Source organism: Pseudomonas sp. MSSRFD41 (genome assembly GCF_014230245.1).
Classification (GTDB): Bacteria; Pseudomonadota; Gammaproteobacteria; order Pseudomonadales; family Pseudomonadaceae; genus Aquipseudomonas; species Aquipseudomonas piscis.
Window position 1 is genome coordinate 257,475 of sequence record NZ_JACKZK010000003.1, and the last position, 16,986, is coordinate 274,460.

15 protein-coding genes are annotated in these 16,986 nt (G+C 63.1%); 4 read left to right on the forward strand and 11 right to left on the reverse strand.

The features are described from left to right. Positions 1 to 12 precede the first annotated feature (12 nt). The 3 genes from H7A76_RS08110 (at position 13) to H7A76_RS08120 (ending at position 3,687) form a co-directional block, all read left to right on the forward strand. On the forward strand, positions 13 to 891 hold the full coding sequence (locus H7A76_RS08110) for an SMP-30/gluconolactonase/LRE family protein (protein WP_185698021.1): 879 nt from the start codon (positions 13 to 15) through the stop codon (positions 889 to 891). 66 nt (positions 892 to 957) lie between these two features. Next, positions 958 to 2,280, forward strand: coding sequence for an MFS transporter (locus H7A76_RS08115; RefSeq protein ID WP_185698022.1), 1,323 nt, complete (start codon positions 958 to 960; stop codon positions 2,278 to 2,280). Positions 2,281 to 2,349: 69 nt separating this feature from the next. Then, positions 2,350 to 3,687, forward strand: coding sequence for an MFS transporter (locus H7A76_RS08120; RefSeq protein WP_185698023.1), 1,338 nt, complete (start codon positions 2,350 to 2,352; stop codon positions 3,685 to 3,687). A 19-nt stretch (positions 3,688 to 3,706) separates the two neighbouring features. Here the strand turns inward: H7A76_RS08120 and H7A76_RS08125 are convergent, their stop codons facing one another. The 11 genes from H7A76_RS08125 to H7A76_RS08175 all read right to left on the reverse strand — a co-directional run bounded on the left by H7A76_RS08125 (position 3,707) and on the right by H7A76_RS08175 (position 15,893). Beyond that, complete coding sequence (locus H7A76_RS08125) at positions 3,707 to 4,243, reverse strand: hypothetical protein (protein ID WP_221775152.1); 537 nt, start codon at positions 4,241 to 4,243, stop codon at positions 3,707 to 3,709. 151 nt (positions 4,244 to 4,394) lie between these two features. Beyond that, entirely contained in the window at positions 4,395 to 4,943 is a 549-nt protein-coding gene (locus H7A76_RS08130; protein ID WP_185698024.1) for a hypothetical protein, read from the reverse strand. Beyond that, the gene (locus H7A76_RS08135; RefSeq protein ID WP_221775153.1) at positions 4,940 to 5,437 is read right to left on the reverse strand and encodes a hypothetical protein; all 498 of its coding nucleotides are present in this window, start codon (positions 5,435 to 5,437) and stop codon (positions 4,940 to 4,942) included. Before H7A76_RS08135 ends, H7A76_RS08130 begins: the two co-directional genes overlap by 4 nt. An 85-nt stretch (positions 5,438 to 5,522) precedes the next feature. After that, the gene (locus H7A76_RS08140) at positions 5,523 to 6,209 is read right to left on the reverse strand and encodes a pilus assembly protein (RefSeq protein WP_185698025.1); all 687 of its coding nucleotides are present in this window, start codon (positions 6,207 to 6,209) and stop codon (positions 5,523 to 5,525) included. A gap of 25 nt (positions 6,210 to 6,234) precedes the next feature. After that, positions 6,235 to 8,421 (reverse strand): TcfC E-set like domain-containing protein, encoded by a 2,187-nt coding sequence (locus tag H7A76_RS08145; RefSeq protein WP_221775154.1) that lies wholly within the window; start codon positions 8,419 to 8,421, stop codon positions 6,235 to 6,237. Positions 8,422 to 8,586: 165 nt separating this feature from the next. Further along, a complete protein-coding gene (locus tag H7A76_RS08150; protein WP_185698027.1) occupies positions 8,587 to 9,108 on the reverse strand; it encodes a CS1 type fimbrial major subunit in 522 nt (173 codons plus the stop codon). Positions 9,109 to 9,614: 506 nt separating this feature from the next. Next, a complete protein-coding gene (locus tag H7A76_RS08155) occupies positions 9,615 to 10,631 on the reverse strand; it encodes an Ldh family oxidoreductase (RefSeq protein ID WP_185698028.1) in 1,017 nt (338 codons plus the stop codon). A gap of 97 nt (positions 10,632 to 10,728) precedes the next feature. Beyond that, the gene (locus H7A76_RS08160; RefSeq protein ID WP_185698029.1) at positions 10,729 to 12,306 is read right to left on the reverse strand and encodes an aldehyde dehydrogenase (NADP(+)); all 1,578 of its coding nucleotides are present in this window, start codon (positions 12,304 to 12,306) and stop codon (positions 10,729 to 10,731) included. Between the two features lie 116 nt (positions 12,307 to 12,422). Continuing rightward, positions 12,423 to 13,367: a dihydrodipicolinate synthase family protein gene (locus tag H7A76_RS08165; protein WP_185698030.1), complete on the reverse strand. Its 945-nt coding sequence runs from the start codon at positions 13,365 to 13,367 to the stop codon at positions 12,423 to 12,425. Between the two features lie 188 nt (positions 13,368 to 13,555). Next, complete coding sequence (gene abaF / locus H7A76_RS08170; RefSeq protein ID WP_312026246.1) at positions 13,556 to 14,929, reverse strand: fosfomycin efflux MFS transporter AbaF; 1,374 nt, start codon at positions 14,927 to 14,929, stop codon at positions 13,556 to 13,558. A 298-nt stretch (positions 14,930 to 15,227) separates the two neighbouring features. Further along, complete coding sequence (locus H7A76_RS08175) at positions 15,228 to 15,893, reverse strand: GntR family transcriptional regulator (RefSeq protein ID WP_312026247.1); 666 nt, start codon at positions 15,891 to 15,893, stop codon at positions 15,228 to 15,230. Between the two features lie 152 nt (positions 15,894 to 16,045). On the opposite strand from H7A76_RS08175, the gene H7A76_RS08180 reads away from it, so the two are divergent. Then, positions 16,046 to 16,972 (forward strand): LysR substrate-binding domain-containing protein, encoded by a 927-nt coding sequence (locus H7A76_RS08180; RefSeq protein WP_185698031.1) that lies wholly within the window; start codon positions 16,046 to 16,048, stop codon positions 16,970 to 16,972. The last annotated feature ends 14 nt before the right edge of the window (positions 16,973 to 16,986 follow it).

Consider the following 16,986-nt stretch of genomic DNA (forward strand, 5'->3'; position numbering starts at 1 on the left):
AGGGATAACACCATGCGTATCGAAGTCCTGGTGGATGTCAAAACCAATCTCGGCGAAGGTCCGGTCTGGGACCTGGAACAACAACGGCTGTACTGGGTCGACAGCGCCGATGGGCGAATCCTGCGCTGTACCGTCGATGGCACCGAGCTCAGGGCCTGGGACGTGGCGCAGAAAATCGGCTCCATGGCCCTGCGCCGCTGCGGGGAACAAGCGCTGGTCGCCTTGCAGGAAGGGCTGCATAACCTGGACCTGCGTAGCGGCGAATTGCAGCTGATCGTGGATCCGGAGCCCGATCTGCCGCACAACCGGCTCAACGATGGCAAGGTCGACCGCCAGGGGCGTTTTGTCTTCGGCTCCATGGATACCCGCGAAGAAAGCCCCAGTGCCAAGCTCTATCGGTTGGACCCGGACCTCAGCCTGCATACCCTCGATAGCGAGATCATCGTTTCCAATGGCCCGTGCTGGAGCCCGGGAGGCGACCTCCTGTATTTCGCCGACACCTGGTCGGGGGAAATCCGTGCCTACGACTACGACACCACCTCGGGTGCGGTGAGTAACCGGCGGACCTTCGCCAAGGTCGATACCGCCGCCGGCGGTGCTGCCGATGGTTGTACCGTGGATGCCGAGGGCTACCTGTGGCAGGCCCTGGTCTATGCCGGCCAGTTGGTGCGCTACAGCCCGGACGGGCGGGTCGACCGGGTCATCGAAATGCCAGTGAAGAAGGTCACCAGCCTGACTTTCGGCGGACCGGACCTGGACATCCTGTTCGTCACCTCGATGGCACGACCGCCATTGCCACGCTTCCCAGCGGACGGCCAGCAGCGTGGGGCCTTGTTCGCCATCCATGGCCTGGGTGTGCGGGGTATCGCCGAGCGCCGTTTCGCCGGCTGAAGCAGTCCCCTCAATCCCTTCTGCAATCCCGTGTCAGTGCGCGTCGTCACGCGCCTGGAGAGGCCCATGGCTATCGTCAAGAAAGCTTCGCTGCACCAGATTCATCGTCACTCCTGGGTGTCTTTGCTGGTCTGCTGGATGATCTGGATCCTCAATGCCTACGACCGTGAGATCGTCTTGCGGCTGGGGCCGACCATTTCCAAGCACTTCGAATTGTCCGCCGAGCAATGGGGGACGCTCGCGACCCTGATCATGCTGGCCCTGGCCTTGCTGGATATTCCCGGTTCGATCTGGAGCGACCGGCATGGTGGCGGCTGGAAGCGTGCGCGTTTCCAGGTCCCGCTGGTGCTGGGCTACACCGCGATTTCGTTCCTGTCCGGATTCAAGGCCCTGAGCGGCAACCTGGCCGCGTTCGTCGCCTTGCGCGTGGGCGTCAACCTGGGCGCCGGTTGGGGGGAGCCCGTCGGGGTCAGCAATACCGCCGAATGGTGGCCGGTGGAGCGCCGCGGGTTCGCCCTTGGGGCACACCACACCGGTTACCCGATCGGCGCCATGCTCAGCGGCCTGGTGGCCAGCTTCGTCATCGGCACCTTTGGCGAGGACAACTGGCGCTACGTGTTCTTCTTCGCCTTCGTCGTGGCCGTACCACTGATGCTGTTCTGGGCACGCTACTCCACGCCCCAGCGTATCACCCAGCTCTACCTCGACATCGCCGCCAAGGGCATGACCCCACCGCACAGCACTCCCGTGACCCAGGCCAAGGGTCAGGCGTGGCGTACCTTCGTCGCGACCCTGGGCAATCGCAATATCGCCCTCACGGCCGGCAATACCCTGCTTACCCAGGTGGTGTACATGGGCGTGAACATCGTCCTGCCGGCCTACCTGTACAACATCACCGGCCTGTCCCTGGCCGAGTCCGCGGGCATGAGCGTGGTCTTCACCCTGACCGGGATTCTCGGGCAACTGATCTGGCCGGCGCTGTCCGACATCATCGGCCGGCGCCCGACCCTGATCATCTGCGGGCTGTGGATGGCCGCCAGTGTCGCGGCCTTCTACTTCGCCAGCACCCTGGCGCTGGTCATCGTCATGCAGTTGCTGTTCGGCCTGGTGGCCAATGCGGTGTGGCCGATCTACTACGCCGTGGCCTGCGATTCGGCCGAGCCTTCGGCTACTTCCACCGCCAACGGCATCATCACCACTGCCATGTTCATCGGTGGCGGCATGGCGCCGCTGCTGATGGGTAGCCTGATCGCCTCCGGCGGAGGCTGGACCAGCCTGCCGGGCTACATCCTGTGTTTCTTCGTCATGGCCGGTTGTGCCCTGGGCGGCGTGCTGCTGCAGCTGTTCGCCCGGCCTGCGCAACCGCCGCTGGCGCAACCCGAGTTCTAGAACAACACCGATGCGCTCCCCGGCCATCGCTGGCGGGGCGCCAAAGCCGCTCGATAGGAGCTCCGTACCATGCATACCGCCGCACCCATCGCTCCCCGGGACCAGCAGCAGTTGACCCGCCTGATGTTTCGCAAGCTCATGCCATTGCTGATCGCCGCCTATGTCCTGAGCTTTCTCGATCGCACCAATATCGCCCTGGCCAAGCACCAGCTGGATGTCGACCTGGGAATCTCCGCCGCGGCCTATGGCCTGGGCGCCGGCTTGTTCTTCCTCACCTACTCGCTGTCCGAAGTGCCGAGCAACCTGATCATGCACCGGGTCGGCGCGCGCTTCTGGATTGCCCGGATCATGGCCACCTGGGGCCTGATCTCGGCCGCCATGGCCTTCGTCCAGGGCGAGACGTCCTTCTACGTGCTGCGCCTGTTGCTGGGCATCGCCGAGGCGGGGTTGTTTCCCGGCGTGATGCTGTACCTGACCTACTGGTTCGACCGCCAGCAGCGGGCCCGGGCCACCGGTTACTTCCTCTTGGGGGTATGCCTGGCCAATATCATCGGCGGCCCGTTGGGCGCGGCATTGATGAAGATGGATGGCTTGCTGGGCTGGCATGGCTGGCAGTGGATGTTCCTGCTCGAAGGCTTGCCGGCGGTGTTCTTCGCCTGGGTGGTCTGGCGCCACCTGCCGGATCGCCCGGGCAAGGCTCGCTGGTTGAGTGCCGAAGAAGCCCAGTCCATCGAACAACGACTGGCCAGGGAGGCCGACGAAGGAGCGGGGCAGGGCGGGCATTCGTTCAGGCAGTGCTTCACTCCGCAGATCCTGCTGGCGATCTTCGTGTACTTCTGCCACCAGATCACCATCTATACCGTGATCTTCTTCCTGCCCAGCATCATCGGCAAATACGGCAGCTTGAGTATCATGAGCGTCGGCTTGTTGAACTCCCTGCCCTGGATCGCCGCCGCCGTGGGAGCCGTCGCTTTGCCCCGGCTGGCCAACAGTGCCCGGCGCTCGCGACAGTTGCTGGTCCTGGGACTGCTGGTGATGGCCTCGGGATTGCTGATCGCCGCGGTTTCCGGGCCGGTATTCAGCCTGGTGGGCTTCTGCGTCGCTGCGCTGATGTTCTTCGTAGTGCAGTCGATCATCTTTCTGTATCCCGCTTCCCGGCTCAAGGGCGCGGCCCTGGCAGGTGGCCTGGGGTTCGTGAACTGCTGCGGCTTGCTGGGCGGGTTTGTCGGGCCCTCGGTGATGGGCGCGATCGAAATGACCACGGGCGACGCCATGAACGGTCTCAAGGTCATCGCCCTGGTCTTGCTGGTAGCGGCGCTGGTGGCGTTGCGTTTGCGCCAGGGACAGGAGGATCGGGGCTATACGGACGCTGTGGACGGGCGACCGGTCAAGCAGCACTCGATGTGATGGCCGGGGCCGGCCTGCCTCAGCGCGAGCAGGCCGGCTGGTCAGGGATACGGATATCCTTGCCCTTGAGCAGCACCGGAGCCCCCGGGTAGACGTTGAACGGGTCGAGCTGGCCACCGTCCACCATGGCCTCGCGAACCTGATAGCGCACATTGCCGCTGGCTTCCAGGCGTGTACCCTCGGTTTCGCAGCGGATCGTAAGTGTGGATCGCTCCTGGGCTGGTAACTGGCGGACCAGGGTGCTGTATGCCAGGTTGATCACGACGTTGCCGGAGGCTTGCGACTGGAGTGAGCCAAGCGGGTTGACGATGGGGCGGATATCCAGGCGATAGACCTGTTCCCGCTCTACCTTGTGCAAGGGCCTGAGGGTGACCGTCTTGCTCTGGCCAGGGCTCAGCGAGAGCTTGAAGGGGGAAGCATACAGGGGCGGATTCTGCGACTGGGTGATGGCTTCGAGTTTTTCCTCCGCCAATTCGACCCCAGGGTTGAGCAGTCGTGACAGGTTGATCGATACATATTCCGCGCGATCCCCCAGGTTGCTTATTTCCATGGTCATGGATTGCTCCTGCACCACCAATACCTTGGGTTGGACGTCGATTACCGCCCAGGCCTGGCTTGGCGACAAAATACAGGTCAGACATAGCCAGGCCCCGCTGCCGCTGGCTGGTTTTCGACTTCTTGCTGGCCATCGCACTCTGCTTGTCATTTCAGGGATCCACGGCGACGGGTTCGAAGGTCAATGACAGCTCACCGCTATAGAGGCCGCTGGTGTCCTTGAAGGAGCCCACAGGAGGCATGGCTGAGACCGCCAACTGGTAAAAGCCTATGGAGTCCTCGTCTGCATTGGGCGCCTTGGGGTTCCTGAATTCGGTATTCCGAGCTACCACCAGAAGTTTCATCGGCTCGCCCTCCAGGCCGAAGCTGACACTGGGCTTGCGGAACACCAGGGTTGGGTTCTTGATATGGCGAATTTGTGGTTCGGCATCCATCCGTACCTGAAATATCCCGGTGGATGACACGATGCGCAATCGGGCCTGGACTTCATAAGGAGAACTCCAGCTGCCCGGTTGCTGCATCTCCAACCCTTGGTCGAACCAGCCTCCAAAGGAGTCGGTCACGAACAGGTTGTTGGGGTTTTTCACGAAAGCGGTGATGGTACTGGTGATTTTGCCACTAAGGTTCACGTCCGAGGAGTGGGCCAATGGTGCCAGTGTGCCGGCAAGGAGCAACAGGCCAAGTGAGAGAGTGGTCTTCATGGGATGTCCCCGGTTTGAGGAAGGTGCGCTGCCATTTGATAGATCAGCACGCCGTAGCCGATATTCAGGGACAACGGGGCGCCCTGCTGATCGGGTGTGGTGGTTTCGACGATGACTCTCTGCCGGGGGCGGAAAGTCAGCCGCCAGACACGATGCCGGGCGGGGGCGGACAAGGTGCGCAAGGTCATCTGACGTTTTTGGCCCGGTGACAGCACCAGGCGCTGGGGGGATATCAGCAGCGATGGGGCTTGCACTTGCTCGACAGGCATCAATTCTTCCGGCGATTGCCCCGGATTGACCAGCAACTCCTGGCGCACATCCAGGAACAGCGGGGTATCGCCGGTGTTCTCCACATGCAGTTGCGGCATGCGTGCACCAGGCTCCAAGCGCAGCACGCTGTCGGAGAGTTGCAGTATCCCGGCGGCCAGGCTGGATGCTGGGAGTAACAAGGCGACCGCTGCACAACACATCCGGGCGTTATACAGCTTGCTCACTGTTGGAGAAGCGTCCATGGCGCACCCGTGGCTTGAAGGAGTCGCATGCTATGTATCTTCATTTCTCTGTATACACCGAAGAACCTCAGTGGCAGTCCAGGACTACCGGTTTTTCATCGAAGTTGAACGTCAGTTGCTTGCCGGGAAAGAAATGCGGCGTGCCAGGGAACACCGCGACGCGTTCCTGTTTCGTGCCATCGGTAGTCTTGAGATCGGAGAACAGCAGGCGCACGCTGCCGGTGTTTTCCAGCAGTATCCCCCCGTCCTGGCAACGGTGGCCCCAGGTCTCACGTTGATTGGCAGGCTTGGGCATGTGGCGGACCAGCACGCCATACCCCACCGCTACGGAAACCGGGGCGGCAATCTTTTCCGTTATCGCGTTGTCGATTTGCAGCGAGCGAACGGGAAGGACATAAACCCGGTACAGCTCCTCGGCCTGAGGTTCATGCAGGGACCTTAGGCTGACCTTACGGCTCTGGCCGGCACCGAGGGTGATTTTGTCGGGATTGGCCAGCAGGCCTGGGCGTTCCAGTTCGTTCACCGGCACCTTGATCTCAGGAACCAGGCCCGGATTCTGTACTTTCTGCACGGACACCGACAGGTAGAGTGGAGCATCGCCAAGGTTCCTCAGGCTGATGCTGTGCTCGTGGCTGTTGTAGACCTTCAGGCTGGCCGGCATCACCATCAGTTCACCTTCCGCACGGACAGCGGTGGAAGCGAGCAGAAGCAGGCCAGGTAGGGCCAGCTTTGCCGGAATGCGGAGGAAATTCATCGAGGGAGGCTCCTGTTCGGTCGGTTCATTCATTGCAGCGGTACTGGCTTTGGCTACCGTCGACGGTTTTCGAAAGATCGCAGCGATAGCGTCGCTGACCCTTCTCGACGGTGATTCCGGGCAAGATAGATTTGCTGGAGATGGAGAACAGGCCGTTGGGGTAGGCCGTGTCGCCGGTTTCGACGATGCGTCCGCCTACTGGCTTGCCAGCGGGGTCCACCAACAGGCCGCTGTAGATCATATGGATGTCCACCTTGGCATCGGCGGAGTACACCTGGCCGGGGTGGGCGCGGATGATGTTGGCGGGAACCTCGATGTTCATGTCCAACTCTTTGCTGTTGGTAAGGACACGAGCGAATGCGACATCGCCGTAGTTCCCCAGTGGCACTGCATACGTGCCGTTCCCTGCGACCGGGTGGCCCTCCACGCTGAAGCCATAGGGGGTATCGCCGATCGCTGGGGTGTTGAGCAGCATGGCGCTTCCGCTGGGGCTGTAGCGGCCCAGGGAGACGCCCTGGGAGCTGGCGGCGAGCATTCCGCGGTAGTTGAAGTCGGCGTTGCTGGTGTCCGAATCGTGGCCCAGGTTGAGGGACACGTCGCCACGGGTGCCGGAACGGCTGGCATAGGCATTAACGCTGTTCTTGCTATCCAGCCGGCTCACGGTCATCCCGGCGGTGGAGGTGCCGTAGCTGTCCTGGAATTCCTTGCGGTAGTCGCCGCTGACCTGGGTTTGGCCACCGACACGGGCGGCGCGGAAGCTCGCCTGGTTGCGATCCAAGGTCCAGGTCATGTTGAAGTACAGGGAGTAATCGCTTTGGTCCAGGCTGCTGTAGCCGCCTTTCTGCACGCCAAGTACGAACGACGACCAGAGCCCGTTGGGACGATAGTTCCAGCGCACTTCGGCTTGCTGGATCTCGCCACGACTGCGTTTCTGGTAGTTGTAACCGGCCGTTATGCCTAGCACGTTGCGGCTATAGGAGAAGTAGGTGCTGGGCATGCCCTGGTAGAAGCGCGAGACGCCGGTGTTCTGGTAGCGGTTGAACGACAGGTTGCCGAACAAGTCGTCGTTCATGGTCAGGTTGACGTAGGCCCCGGTGCTGCGTTCACCGCTGAGCAGCCCGACGGTCGGAGTCAGGCTGGCCGAGCCGATAGTGCTGGGGCGGGTGGCGTTGAGTTCGGTAGCCCAGCGCGAGTCGCCGCTGACGGCGGAGGCGTTCATGTAGAACTGGCTCATGTTGCGGCTGGCGCTGGCCTGGAACAGGCGGCCACCGTCGTACATGTCCTTGCCGGCGGTGATGTGCCAGGAGTTGCTGCCGCCACCGGCGAAGTTGAGGTTGTTGATGTCGCGGATTTCACTGTTGACCACGTTGCCGCTGCGGTCGACCAGGCGTACCTCCACCGGATAGTAGCCGCCGGGCAGGTCCAGGTAGCTGAATTCGTTGCGACCCAGGATGGCCGGGCGTTTGAGAATCAGTCGGCCGTTGCGGTAGAACTCGTAGTTGCCCTCGCGTGCCGAGTACAGCACTAGCGATCCGACAGCACGGTCGGAGCGCAGGTTTTCCTGGCTGCCCAGGGTGATGAATTGGTCGAAACTGGGCGTCAGCAGAGTGCTCACCGCGCCGGAAGCGTAGTCTACGCTGTCCTGCTTGCCTGCACGCAGGTAGGAGGCGCCGAAGTTCTTTTGCAGGAAGTAGGACGAGACGTCGTGATCCTGGCGACTGTAGCCGCGGACTTCACTGCGGTTGGCGTACCAATTCATGTAGCCGAAGCTCTGGGAGGGCATGCCTAACCAAGTGCTGCCGCTCAGGTTCATTGCACGATAACCATCGGAAGCGCCGCGCAGGTCCAGGGACTGGTTGTTCACCAGTCCCCAACTGGTTTCGGGCTGCAGGTAATCATCCTTGGAGTCGCGCAGGCTCAGGGTGCGTCGCTGCTTGTCGATGCTCACGTGGTATTCGTCCAGTGACAGGTCGCAGCCTTGTTGGCACTGCTTGTAGTCGATCTTGGCGAGTACCCGGCGGATCGCATCCTGTTCATCGATGGAAATGCCGTTCTCGGTGTATTGGCTGGCGTCGAACTCCAACCGGTTGCGCATCACCGAATAAGAGACCAGCCCCGGTAGGGTCTTTCCGTTGAGGGTGGAGACGTAGGTGGCGCTGTTGTCCATCTCGACCGCACTGAAGCCTTCTGGCACCCCGTAGGAGATCTTCATCTGGGCGAAGGCCGGAGTCTCAACGACGGCGATCAGGCAAATCGATAGCTTTGCCAGTCGAAAGGGAATTCGATGGATGCGCATACCAAGGTTTTGGCTCTTGAAAGGGTCAAAAGCCCAGGCCAGAAGGCCTGGGAGTCGATCAGGATCGGTCTACCGCGAGGGTTATGGTTGTCCGGTGGCGGCGACAGGTTCGAACACCATCACCAGGTCGCCGCTGTAGGTGCCGCCATCGTTGCCCGAAGCGCCACCAGGCGCGTCGGCGCTGATTTTCAGGTCGTGGATTTCGTCGGTGCCGCCGTCCAGGGCGATGGACTGCTTCACCTGCTGGGTCTTGCCAACTGCCAGGAGGTGTTCACCACCGGCATGGCCGAACTTGACGGTGGGATTGAGCATTTCCTTGCTGCCATTGCTCATCTTCAGGGGCTGGGCCAGGGAGACGTTGAACTCGGTGCCCTTGGTCCAGACGCGGATGGGCAGGGTGCGGGAGAACTTGCGCTGTTTGTAGTCCTCGGCCTCCAATTCCTCGGTGCCGTACCAAGTGGAACCGTCGGGTTTGGAGACGAAGATTGAGTCGTTGATCTGTGCGGTCAGAGTGATTTTCTTGGTCACCCCGTCAGCTGCATGGGCCATGCCTGTCAGAGCAAAACCCAGGGCTACGAACAAGAGGGATTTATTGAGTTTCATCGTTCGATTCCATTGCTAGAAAATACACGTGCGGTCCGCATCGGTTGCGGATAGCACGGGTCCGTTCGGATCCGGGGAGGATTTTTCCTGGCGTGCCTGGCGTGGCGACATCAGCCGATTCCTAATCTGCCGATGCGCCAATCCGTGAAGAAAAGAGCGCTAGTGAGGGCTATCGGATTGCGCCCTGCGGAAGGGGTAAAAATGAGCTTTTAAGTGAGGGAAGGCTGGCAACAAAGAGATCTCGGAAAAGATCGAAACAGGCTTTATCCGATTCGCAGATGCTGGCGACGGCATCTGGCTAGCGATAGCGGAAAGCGTTAGGGCCGGCCTGGGCTATATCAGGTAGGGGAGAGTGTTTGCGAACGTGTTTTAGGTAGCGAGGCGGTTAATCCCGCGGAGTACTGCAGGCGTTCGTGGAGAGGTGAAGTGGCCGCTGCATTTGCTTCGCAGCGGCTCGGTATCGATGGCAGTCGACACGGTTGCGGCCAGGAACCGGCCGATTCGGATTATCTGTCCAGCAGCTTGAGGATGTCCTCGTACAAAGCCTTGGGCAGGAACACGCCGGCGTCCTTGCTGCGCTGGCGGGCCTCGTAGCGACGCTGGGATGGCAGGCGCGCGCCTTGTTGCACGATCCCATCGAACAAGGCTTGTGCACGCTGGGCGCCTTCTTCGGGCTTGCCGTTGGAGAACAGTTGCGGATCGAAGGCCAGGATCAGTTCGCCGTGCAGTGGCGTGGCGCCCACGCCGGCGTCGAAGGCCATGGATTCCATGCTCGTCATGTCGTTGATCAGGGCGCCTGCCAGGAGCTCGACCATGGCCGCCAGGGCCGAGCCCTTGTGCCCGCCGAAGGTGAGCATGGCACCCGACAGCGCGGCCAGCGCATCGGTGGTGGGCTGGCCGTCGCTGTCGATGGCACAGCCTTCGGGCAGCGGGCTGTTGGCCCGTCGGTGCAGCTCGATATCTCCCCGGGCGATGGCGCTGGTGGCGAAGTCGAAGACGAAGGGATCGCGACCTGGGCGTGGCCAGCCGAAGGCGATGGGGTTGGTGCCGAACACCGGTTTGCTGCCGCCAGCCGGAGCGACCCAGCTATGGCTTGGCGTGAGCGCCAGGGCGGCGAGACCCTGGGCCGTCAGCGCCTCGATTTCCGGCCAGAGGGCCGAGAAGTGATAGCAGTTGTTGATCACCATGGCCGCCACGCCGTTCTGGCGAGTCTTGCGTACCAGCACCGGCAGTGCCGTTTCGAATGACAACAGCGAGTACCCCCGGTGGGCGTCGACCGCGACGATACCGGCGCAGCGGTCGCTCAGGGTGGGCAGGGCCTGTGGGTCGACCTGGCCTTCGCGCATGGATTTCACGCAGACCAGCAACCGATACAGGCCATGGGAGTGGCACTCGTCGGCTTGTCCGCTGGTGACGGTGCGCGCGATGGCTTGAGCATGCGCCTCGGAAAAGCCGTTGCTTGTCAGTACATCGCTGGACAGTCGATAGGCTTGGTCGAGCGACAGATTAATCAAGTCAGACATGGAACTTATCCTTGGGTCCTGGGTGAACGATGGATAGGTCGAGGGCCGGCCCGACGCCGTGCCGGGTCGGTCCTCTACCAGCTGCTGCGGGACGTCCTCAGCTCTGGCGCTGGCCATTGACCAGGCGTGACAACGCCATGGGGTTGGCGCCCTGGATGGCCACGGGCAGCAAGGCGTCCGGGAAGTTCTGGTAACAGACCGGCCGCAGGAAGCGCGCGATGGCTGCGGTTCCCACGGAGGTGGAACGCGAGTCGGAAGTGGCCGGGAAAGGCCCGCCGTGGACCATGGCGTCGCATACCTCGACACCGGTCGGCCAGCCGTTCACCAGGATCCGCCCAGCCTTGCGCTCCAGAGTCGGCAGCAGGTTGCGAACGGCCTGGGCGTCGGCCTCGTCCAGGTGCAGCGTCGCGGTCAGTTGCCCCTCCAGGTGCTCGGCGACCTGCAGTACTTGGGCGGCGTCTTCACATGCCACCACCAGCGAGGCGGACCCGAAGATTTCCGCCTGCAGCGCGGGCTCCCGCAGGAAGTCCTGGGCACTGGCCACGAACAGGTGGGTCTGGCACTGGTTCGGTCCTGCGCCTTCCAGCCCGGCCCCGAGCACTCGTGCCGCGGCATTGCCGGCCAAGGCTTGCAGGCCGTTTGCATAGGCCCTGAAGATGCCCGGGGTCAGCATGGTCTGGGCGGGGCTGCGCTGGACTGCCTGGGTAGCCGTGGTGAGGAAAGCGTCCAGGGCATCGCCCTTGATGGCGATGACCAGCCCAGGGTTGGTGCAGAACTGGCCGGCTCCCTGGTTCAGCGAGGCGACGAAGCCCTCGGCCAATGCGGGGCCGCGGTTGCGCAGGGCATGCTCGAACAGGAAGACCGGGTTGATCGAACTCATCTCGGCATAGACCGGGATGGGTTCCGGACGAGCCTGGGCTGCCTGGGTCAGGGCGATACCGCCACTGCGCGAACCGGTGAAGCCCACGGCCTTGATTCGTGGATCGCGCACCAGGCCGATCCCGATCTCCGCTCCCGAGCCGTACAGCAGCGAAAACACCCCGGGGGCCAGGTCATGTGCGGCCACCGCTCTGCTGATGGCCTGGCCTACCAGTTCGCTGGTGCCAGGATGGGCGCTGTGAGCCTTGACGATCACCGGGCAGCCTGCCGCAAGGGCTGAAGCGGTATCGCCGCCGGCCACGGAGAAGGCGAGGGGAAAGTTGCTGGCGCCGAAGACGGCCACCGGGCCGAGGGCGATGTGCCGCTGGCGCAGGTCGGGGCGTGGCAGCGGCTGGCGCTCCGTCAGGGCCTCATCGACACGTACGTCGAGCCATTCGCCGGCCCTTACGGTTCGCGCGAAGGTGCGCAATTGGAAGCAGGTGCGTCCGACTTCGCCCTGGATGCGGGGGCGGGGCAATCCCGATTCCGCCACGGCGCGGTCCACCAGGGCGTCGCCCAGCGCCTCGATCTGCCCGGCGATGCCTTCCAGGAAGGCTGCGCGCTGTTCCAGCGAGGTTTCGCGATAGCTGTCGAAGGCCGACCAGGCCAGGGCGCAGGCCTGTTCGACATGTTCGCGGGAACCGCCGGGGTACCCGGGTTCCAGTGCCTGGTCGGTTGCCGGGTTGATGGCCTTGATCGCGTCGCGGTTGCCCGGCACGGCTTGTCCGCCGATGAGCATCTTTCCTGTCAGGTCCATATCAGGCCTCCTGAGATGACTAAGGTATTTGCCTGCCGCCTGGCCGAGGACCTGGGGGCAGGAAGAAATGCAAGCGGCGCGCATGGGCGCGCCGCTTGGGTGGGGAACCTGCGCCGTCAGGCCAGGTTGTTTTCCTGCAGCCAGTTGGCGTACCAGGTACGGAACAGCTGGTACTGGGCCTCGGCGTAGTTGCGCTGGGCATCGCTCAAGGCATCGGTCTCGTTGAAGTGCAGGGTGTATTCCAGGTCGCCGTTGAGCACCATCAGGTGCTTGTAGTAGAGGACCAGGTCGCCGCCTTCATCGAACGACGACAGCACGTGCAGCGCCGACTCCAGTTCCAGCGCCAGGCGGCGGGCCTTGGCATCGCCCTTGGCGGCCTGCTTGCTCAGGGCCACCAGTTGCAGCACTTCACGTGGCAGGGCATTGCCGATACCGGTGATCGAACCGGTGGCGTTGCAGTTGACGAAGCCATTCACCACGTCGGTGTCCACGCCCACCATCAAGGTCACGGTGTCATCCTTGGAGGTGATGAATTCCGCCGCATAACGGCTGGCTGCGGCGCCACCGAATTCCTTGAAGCCGATCAGGTTCGGATGCTCGCTGCGCAGTTCGAAGAACAGGTCCGCGCGGGTGGCGAAACCGTAGTGGGGGCTGTTGTAGATGACTGCCGGCAGGTTCGGCGCCGCGGCCAGGATGGCCTTGAAGTGGGCCTTCTGCGCGACCAGCGAGGCACCGCGGGACAGTACGCGGGGAATGACCATCAGGCCATGGGCGCCGACCTTGGCCGCGTGGGCCGCGTGGGATACCGCCTCCTTGGAGTTGACGGCACCGGTGCCGACGATGGTCGGGATGCCGGCGGCCACCAGGCGGGCAACGCCTTCCTGGCGCTGGGCTTCGGTGAGCAGCGGCCAGTCGCCCATGGAGCCGCAATACACCACGGCGCTCATGCCCGCCTCGATCAGCTCGCGGCCCTTGCGTACCAGGGCGTCGAAGTCCGGTTTGCGATCTGGCGTGCACGGGGTCATCAGTGCGGGGATGGTGCCGGTGAAAATGTTGCTCATGACGCTACCTCATGGTTGTTGGGTTTGTTGTAGCTACATCGATGGCTCGAACCGGATCGCTCGGTTTCTGGTTCATTGCGCATAATCGAATATCGTATACGTTATATAATCAATGTTTGTCGAAGTAAAGCCTTGGGTGTCATTTGCGTGGAGCAGGGCGATGCAGGCTCATCCATGAGCCTGGGGGCTCAGCGTCCCGCGGTGCGGCTGGCGGAGCCCTGGTCAACGTCCCGCAACGACATGCCACGGGTCTCCCGGGCCGCGCCCACGGCGATGATCGAGATCACGGCCGAGGCCACCAGGTACCAGGCGATGGGAGTCGAGCTCTGGTATTCCTTGAGCAGGGTGATGGCGATCAGCGGCGCCAGGGAGCCAGCCAGGATCGGCGCCACCTGGTAGCACAGCGACAGCGCGGTGTAGCGCACATGGGTCGGGAACAGCTCCGACATCAGGGCCGAGTAGGGCGCGTAGGTCATGGACTCGATGGCCAGGCCCAGGGTGATCGCCGCCATGATCAGCCAGTCGTTGCCGGTGTCCATCATCGGGAAACCGACGAAGCCCCAGGCCCCGGTGAGCACCGCGCCCACCAGGTACACCGGCTTGCGCCCGATGATGTCGGACAGGTAGCCCATGAGCGGAATCATGAAGAAGTGCAGCAGGTGGGCGCCGAACATCAGCAGCAGGATCTGCGAGGTGTCCTTGTGCACCACCAGCTTCAGGTAGGTGATGGAGAACGTGACGACTATGTAGTACAGGATGTTCTCGGCGAACCGCGCGCCAATGCCGATCAACACTCCGCGCCAGTGCTTGGTCACGACCTCGACGACGCCCAGTTGTTCTTTCTCGACCTTCTGCTGGCGGGCCTGGGCCTCCTTGAAGATCGGTGCGTCATCGACCCGGGTACGGATCCAGTAGCCGATCAGCACCACCACCGCGGAGAACCAGAAGGCCACCCGCCAGCCCCAATCGAGGAACTGCTCTTCGGAAAGATTGGAGGACAAGAGCAGCAGGATCACCGTGGCGATCAGGTTGCCGGCCGGCACTCCGGCCTGCGGCCAGCTGGCCCAGAAGCCGCGACGGTGATCCGGGCTGTGCTCGGATACCAGCAGCACCGCGCCACCCCATTCGCCACCGAAGGCGAAACCCTGGATCAGGCGCAGCAGCACCAGGAGGATGGGCGCGGCATAACCGATCCGTTCGAAGGTCGGCAGGCAGCCCATGAGGAAGGTGGTGATGCCCACCACCACCAGGCTGATCTGCAACAGGTGCTTGCGGCCGACCTTGTCACCGTAGTGACCGAACACCAGGCCGCCGATGGGCCTGGCCAGAAAGCCCACGGCATACAGGGCGAAGGCGGCGATGATGCCATCCATCGCGCTGCCGGTCTGGCGGAAGAACAACTGGCCGAAGACCAGGGCCGAGGCCGTTCCATATAGAAAGAACTCATACCACTCGGCCACGGCGCCAGCCATCGCCGCGGCCACCACCCGCTTGATCCCCGCAGGTGCCTTGGTCGCCGTTCGTTCCAGTTCGCGAGGTGTCGCAGAAGTCGTCGAGGTCATCGATGTCGCACTCCGATAGGTATTGTCAGGGGGAGTTTCGCTAGGGCTTCGAGTCTTGCGCCGGCCCGATAGAGGCCATGGGCAGGAGGATCGAAGTCCTATTTTTATACGGTATTTCGTATACGATATATTTTTAAGCAAGAAAGAGGCCAAGCCGCTGCATGGCCTTGGCCATGGCGCCAAGGCGCGGATCTGCTGGGGCGCGCGCTCAAGAAGTGGCGGTGGGGATGGGCGGGGAGGGGCAGGCAGGTGTTACGGCAAGTGGCACTGGCCGCAGCCGTGCCACGCAAAGGAGCATTCAGTGTGGCAGGTGTTCGTACAGGCTCTGGCACACCCCGTTGATATGGGTCTCGATCAACCGGGCGGCGAGTTCGACATCCCGCGCGCGGCAGGCGGCGACGATATCCTTGTGCTCGTGGTCGGCCCGGTCCTTGCCCGCCGAGAGGCTCATCTGCATGCGCAGGTAGCGCTCGATCTTGTCGTGGATCGAGCGAATGAGGTTGACCAGGAAGGGCCGCTGGGCCGGCTCATAGAGGCAGGCATGCAGCTCCCAGTTGAGCTCGGCCCAACGCCCGATATCGTTTTCGCCGACGAATTCGGCGCAGATGGCCTCGGCCCTGGCGAAGGTCTCCTCGGTCATGTTCGGCACGGCCAGGCGGATTGCCTTGACCTCCAGCAGCACCCGCACCTCGAACATCTGCGCCAGCTCGGGTTCGGAGATCCGGGTGACCAGGGCACCGCGATTGCGATGGAAGTCCACCAGCCCTTCGGCTTCCAGGCGCTTGAGCGCTTCGCGAACCGGGATCTTGCTGACGTTGAACGCCTGGGCGATATCGTCCTGGCGAACGGGTTCGCCTTCGGCCAGCTGGCCGCAGATGATCGCTTCACGCAGGTGCTTGGCAATGATTTCCGAGGTCGAGGGCGTCACGCCCAGGTTCGGCGCTTTGTTGAAGGGAAGTGGCACGGAGGTTACCGAAGGCGGTTGAGGGTGCGGATATCTTATACGAAACCCCAGGGCCTGGAAAAACCGCACCATGCCCAGCCGCGACATCCGCCTGGACGCCAGCCCCCGGGCCTTTCTACACTGGGCGCCGACTGGGCCATGGAACATCGCCGATGAATCGCAATGAACTGCGCAAGGCTGACATCAACCTGATGGTGGTATTCGAGGCGCTGATGCTCGAACGCAACGTGACCCGGGTGGCGGAGAAGCTGTTTCTCGGCCAGCCCACCATCAGCTCCGCGCTCAACCGGCTGCGGGCGATGTTCAACGATCCGCTGTTCATTCGCGTCGGCCATCGGATGGAGCCCACCGCCCGTGCCGAGCAGTTGATCCAGCACCTGTCGCCGGCTCTGGACGCCCTGTCCTCGGCCCTGAGCCTGACCCACGATTTCGATCCCGCCAGCAGCACCATGACCTTTCGCATCGGCCTGTCCGATGACGTCGAGTTCGGCCTGTTGCCGCCCTTGCTGCGGGCCTTGCGCCAGGAGGCGCCGCAGGTGGTGGTCGTGGTCCAGCACGTGGACTACTGGCGGATTCCCGACCTGCTGGCCTCCGGCGATATCACCGTCGGTATCAGCCAGACCCGCGGCCTGCCGGCCAATGCCAAGCGCAAGTTGCTGCGCCATATCACCCCCAGCGTGCTGCGGGCCGATGCCAGCGACACGCCGATGAGCCTCGACGAATACTGCTCGCGGCCCCATGTTCTGGTGTCCCACACCGCCAACGTCGCCGGCTTCGCCGATGAGTGGCTGGCGGAGATCGGCCGCACCCGCCAAGTGGTGCTGTCGGTGCCGCAGTACAGTTCGCTGCCGGCGCTGCTGGCCGGGACCAAGCTGATCGCCAGCCTGCCGGACTACGCCGCCCAGGCCATGGCGACCACCGGGCAGCTGTACTGCGAACCGTTTCCGTTCAAGACCCCGACCCTGGACCTGTCCATGGTCTGGCTCAGCCACGTCGACACCGACCCAGCCGAACGCTGGCTGCGTTCGCGCCTGGAAGCCTTCATGAGCGAGCGCACGCCACTGCCGCTGGCTACCTGATCGGTGGTTCCCGC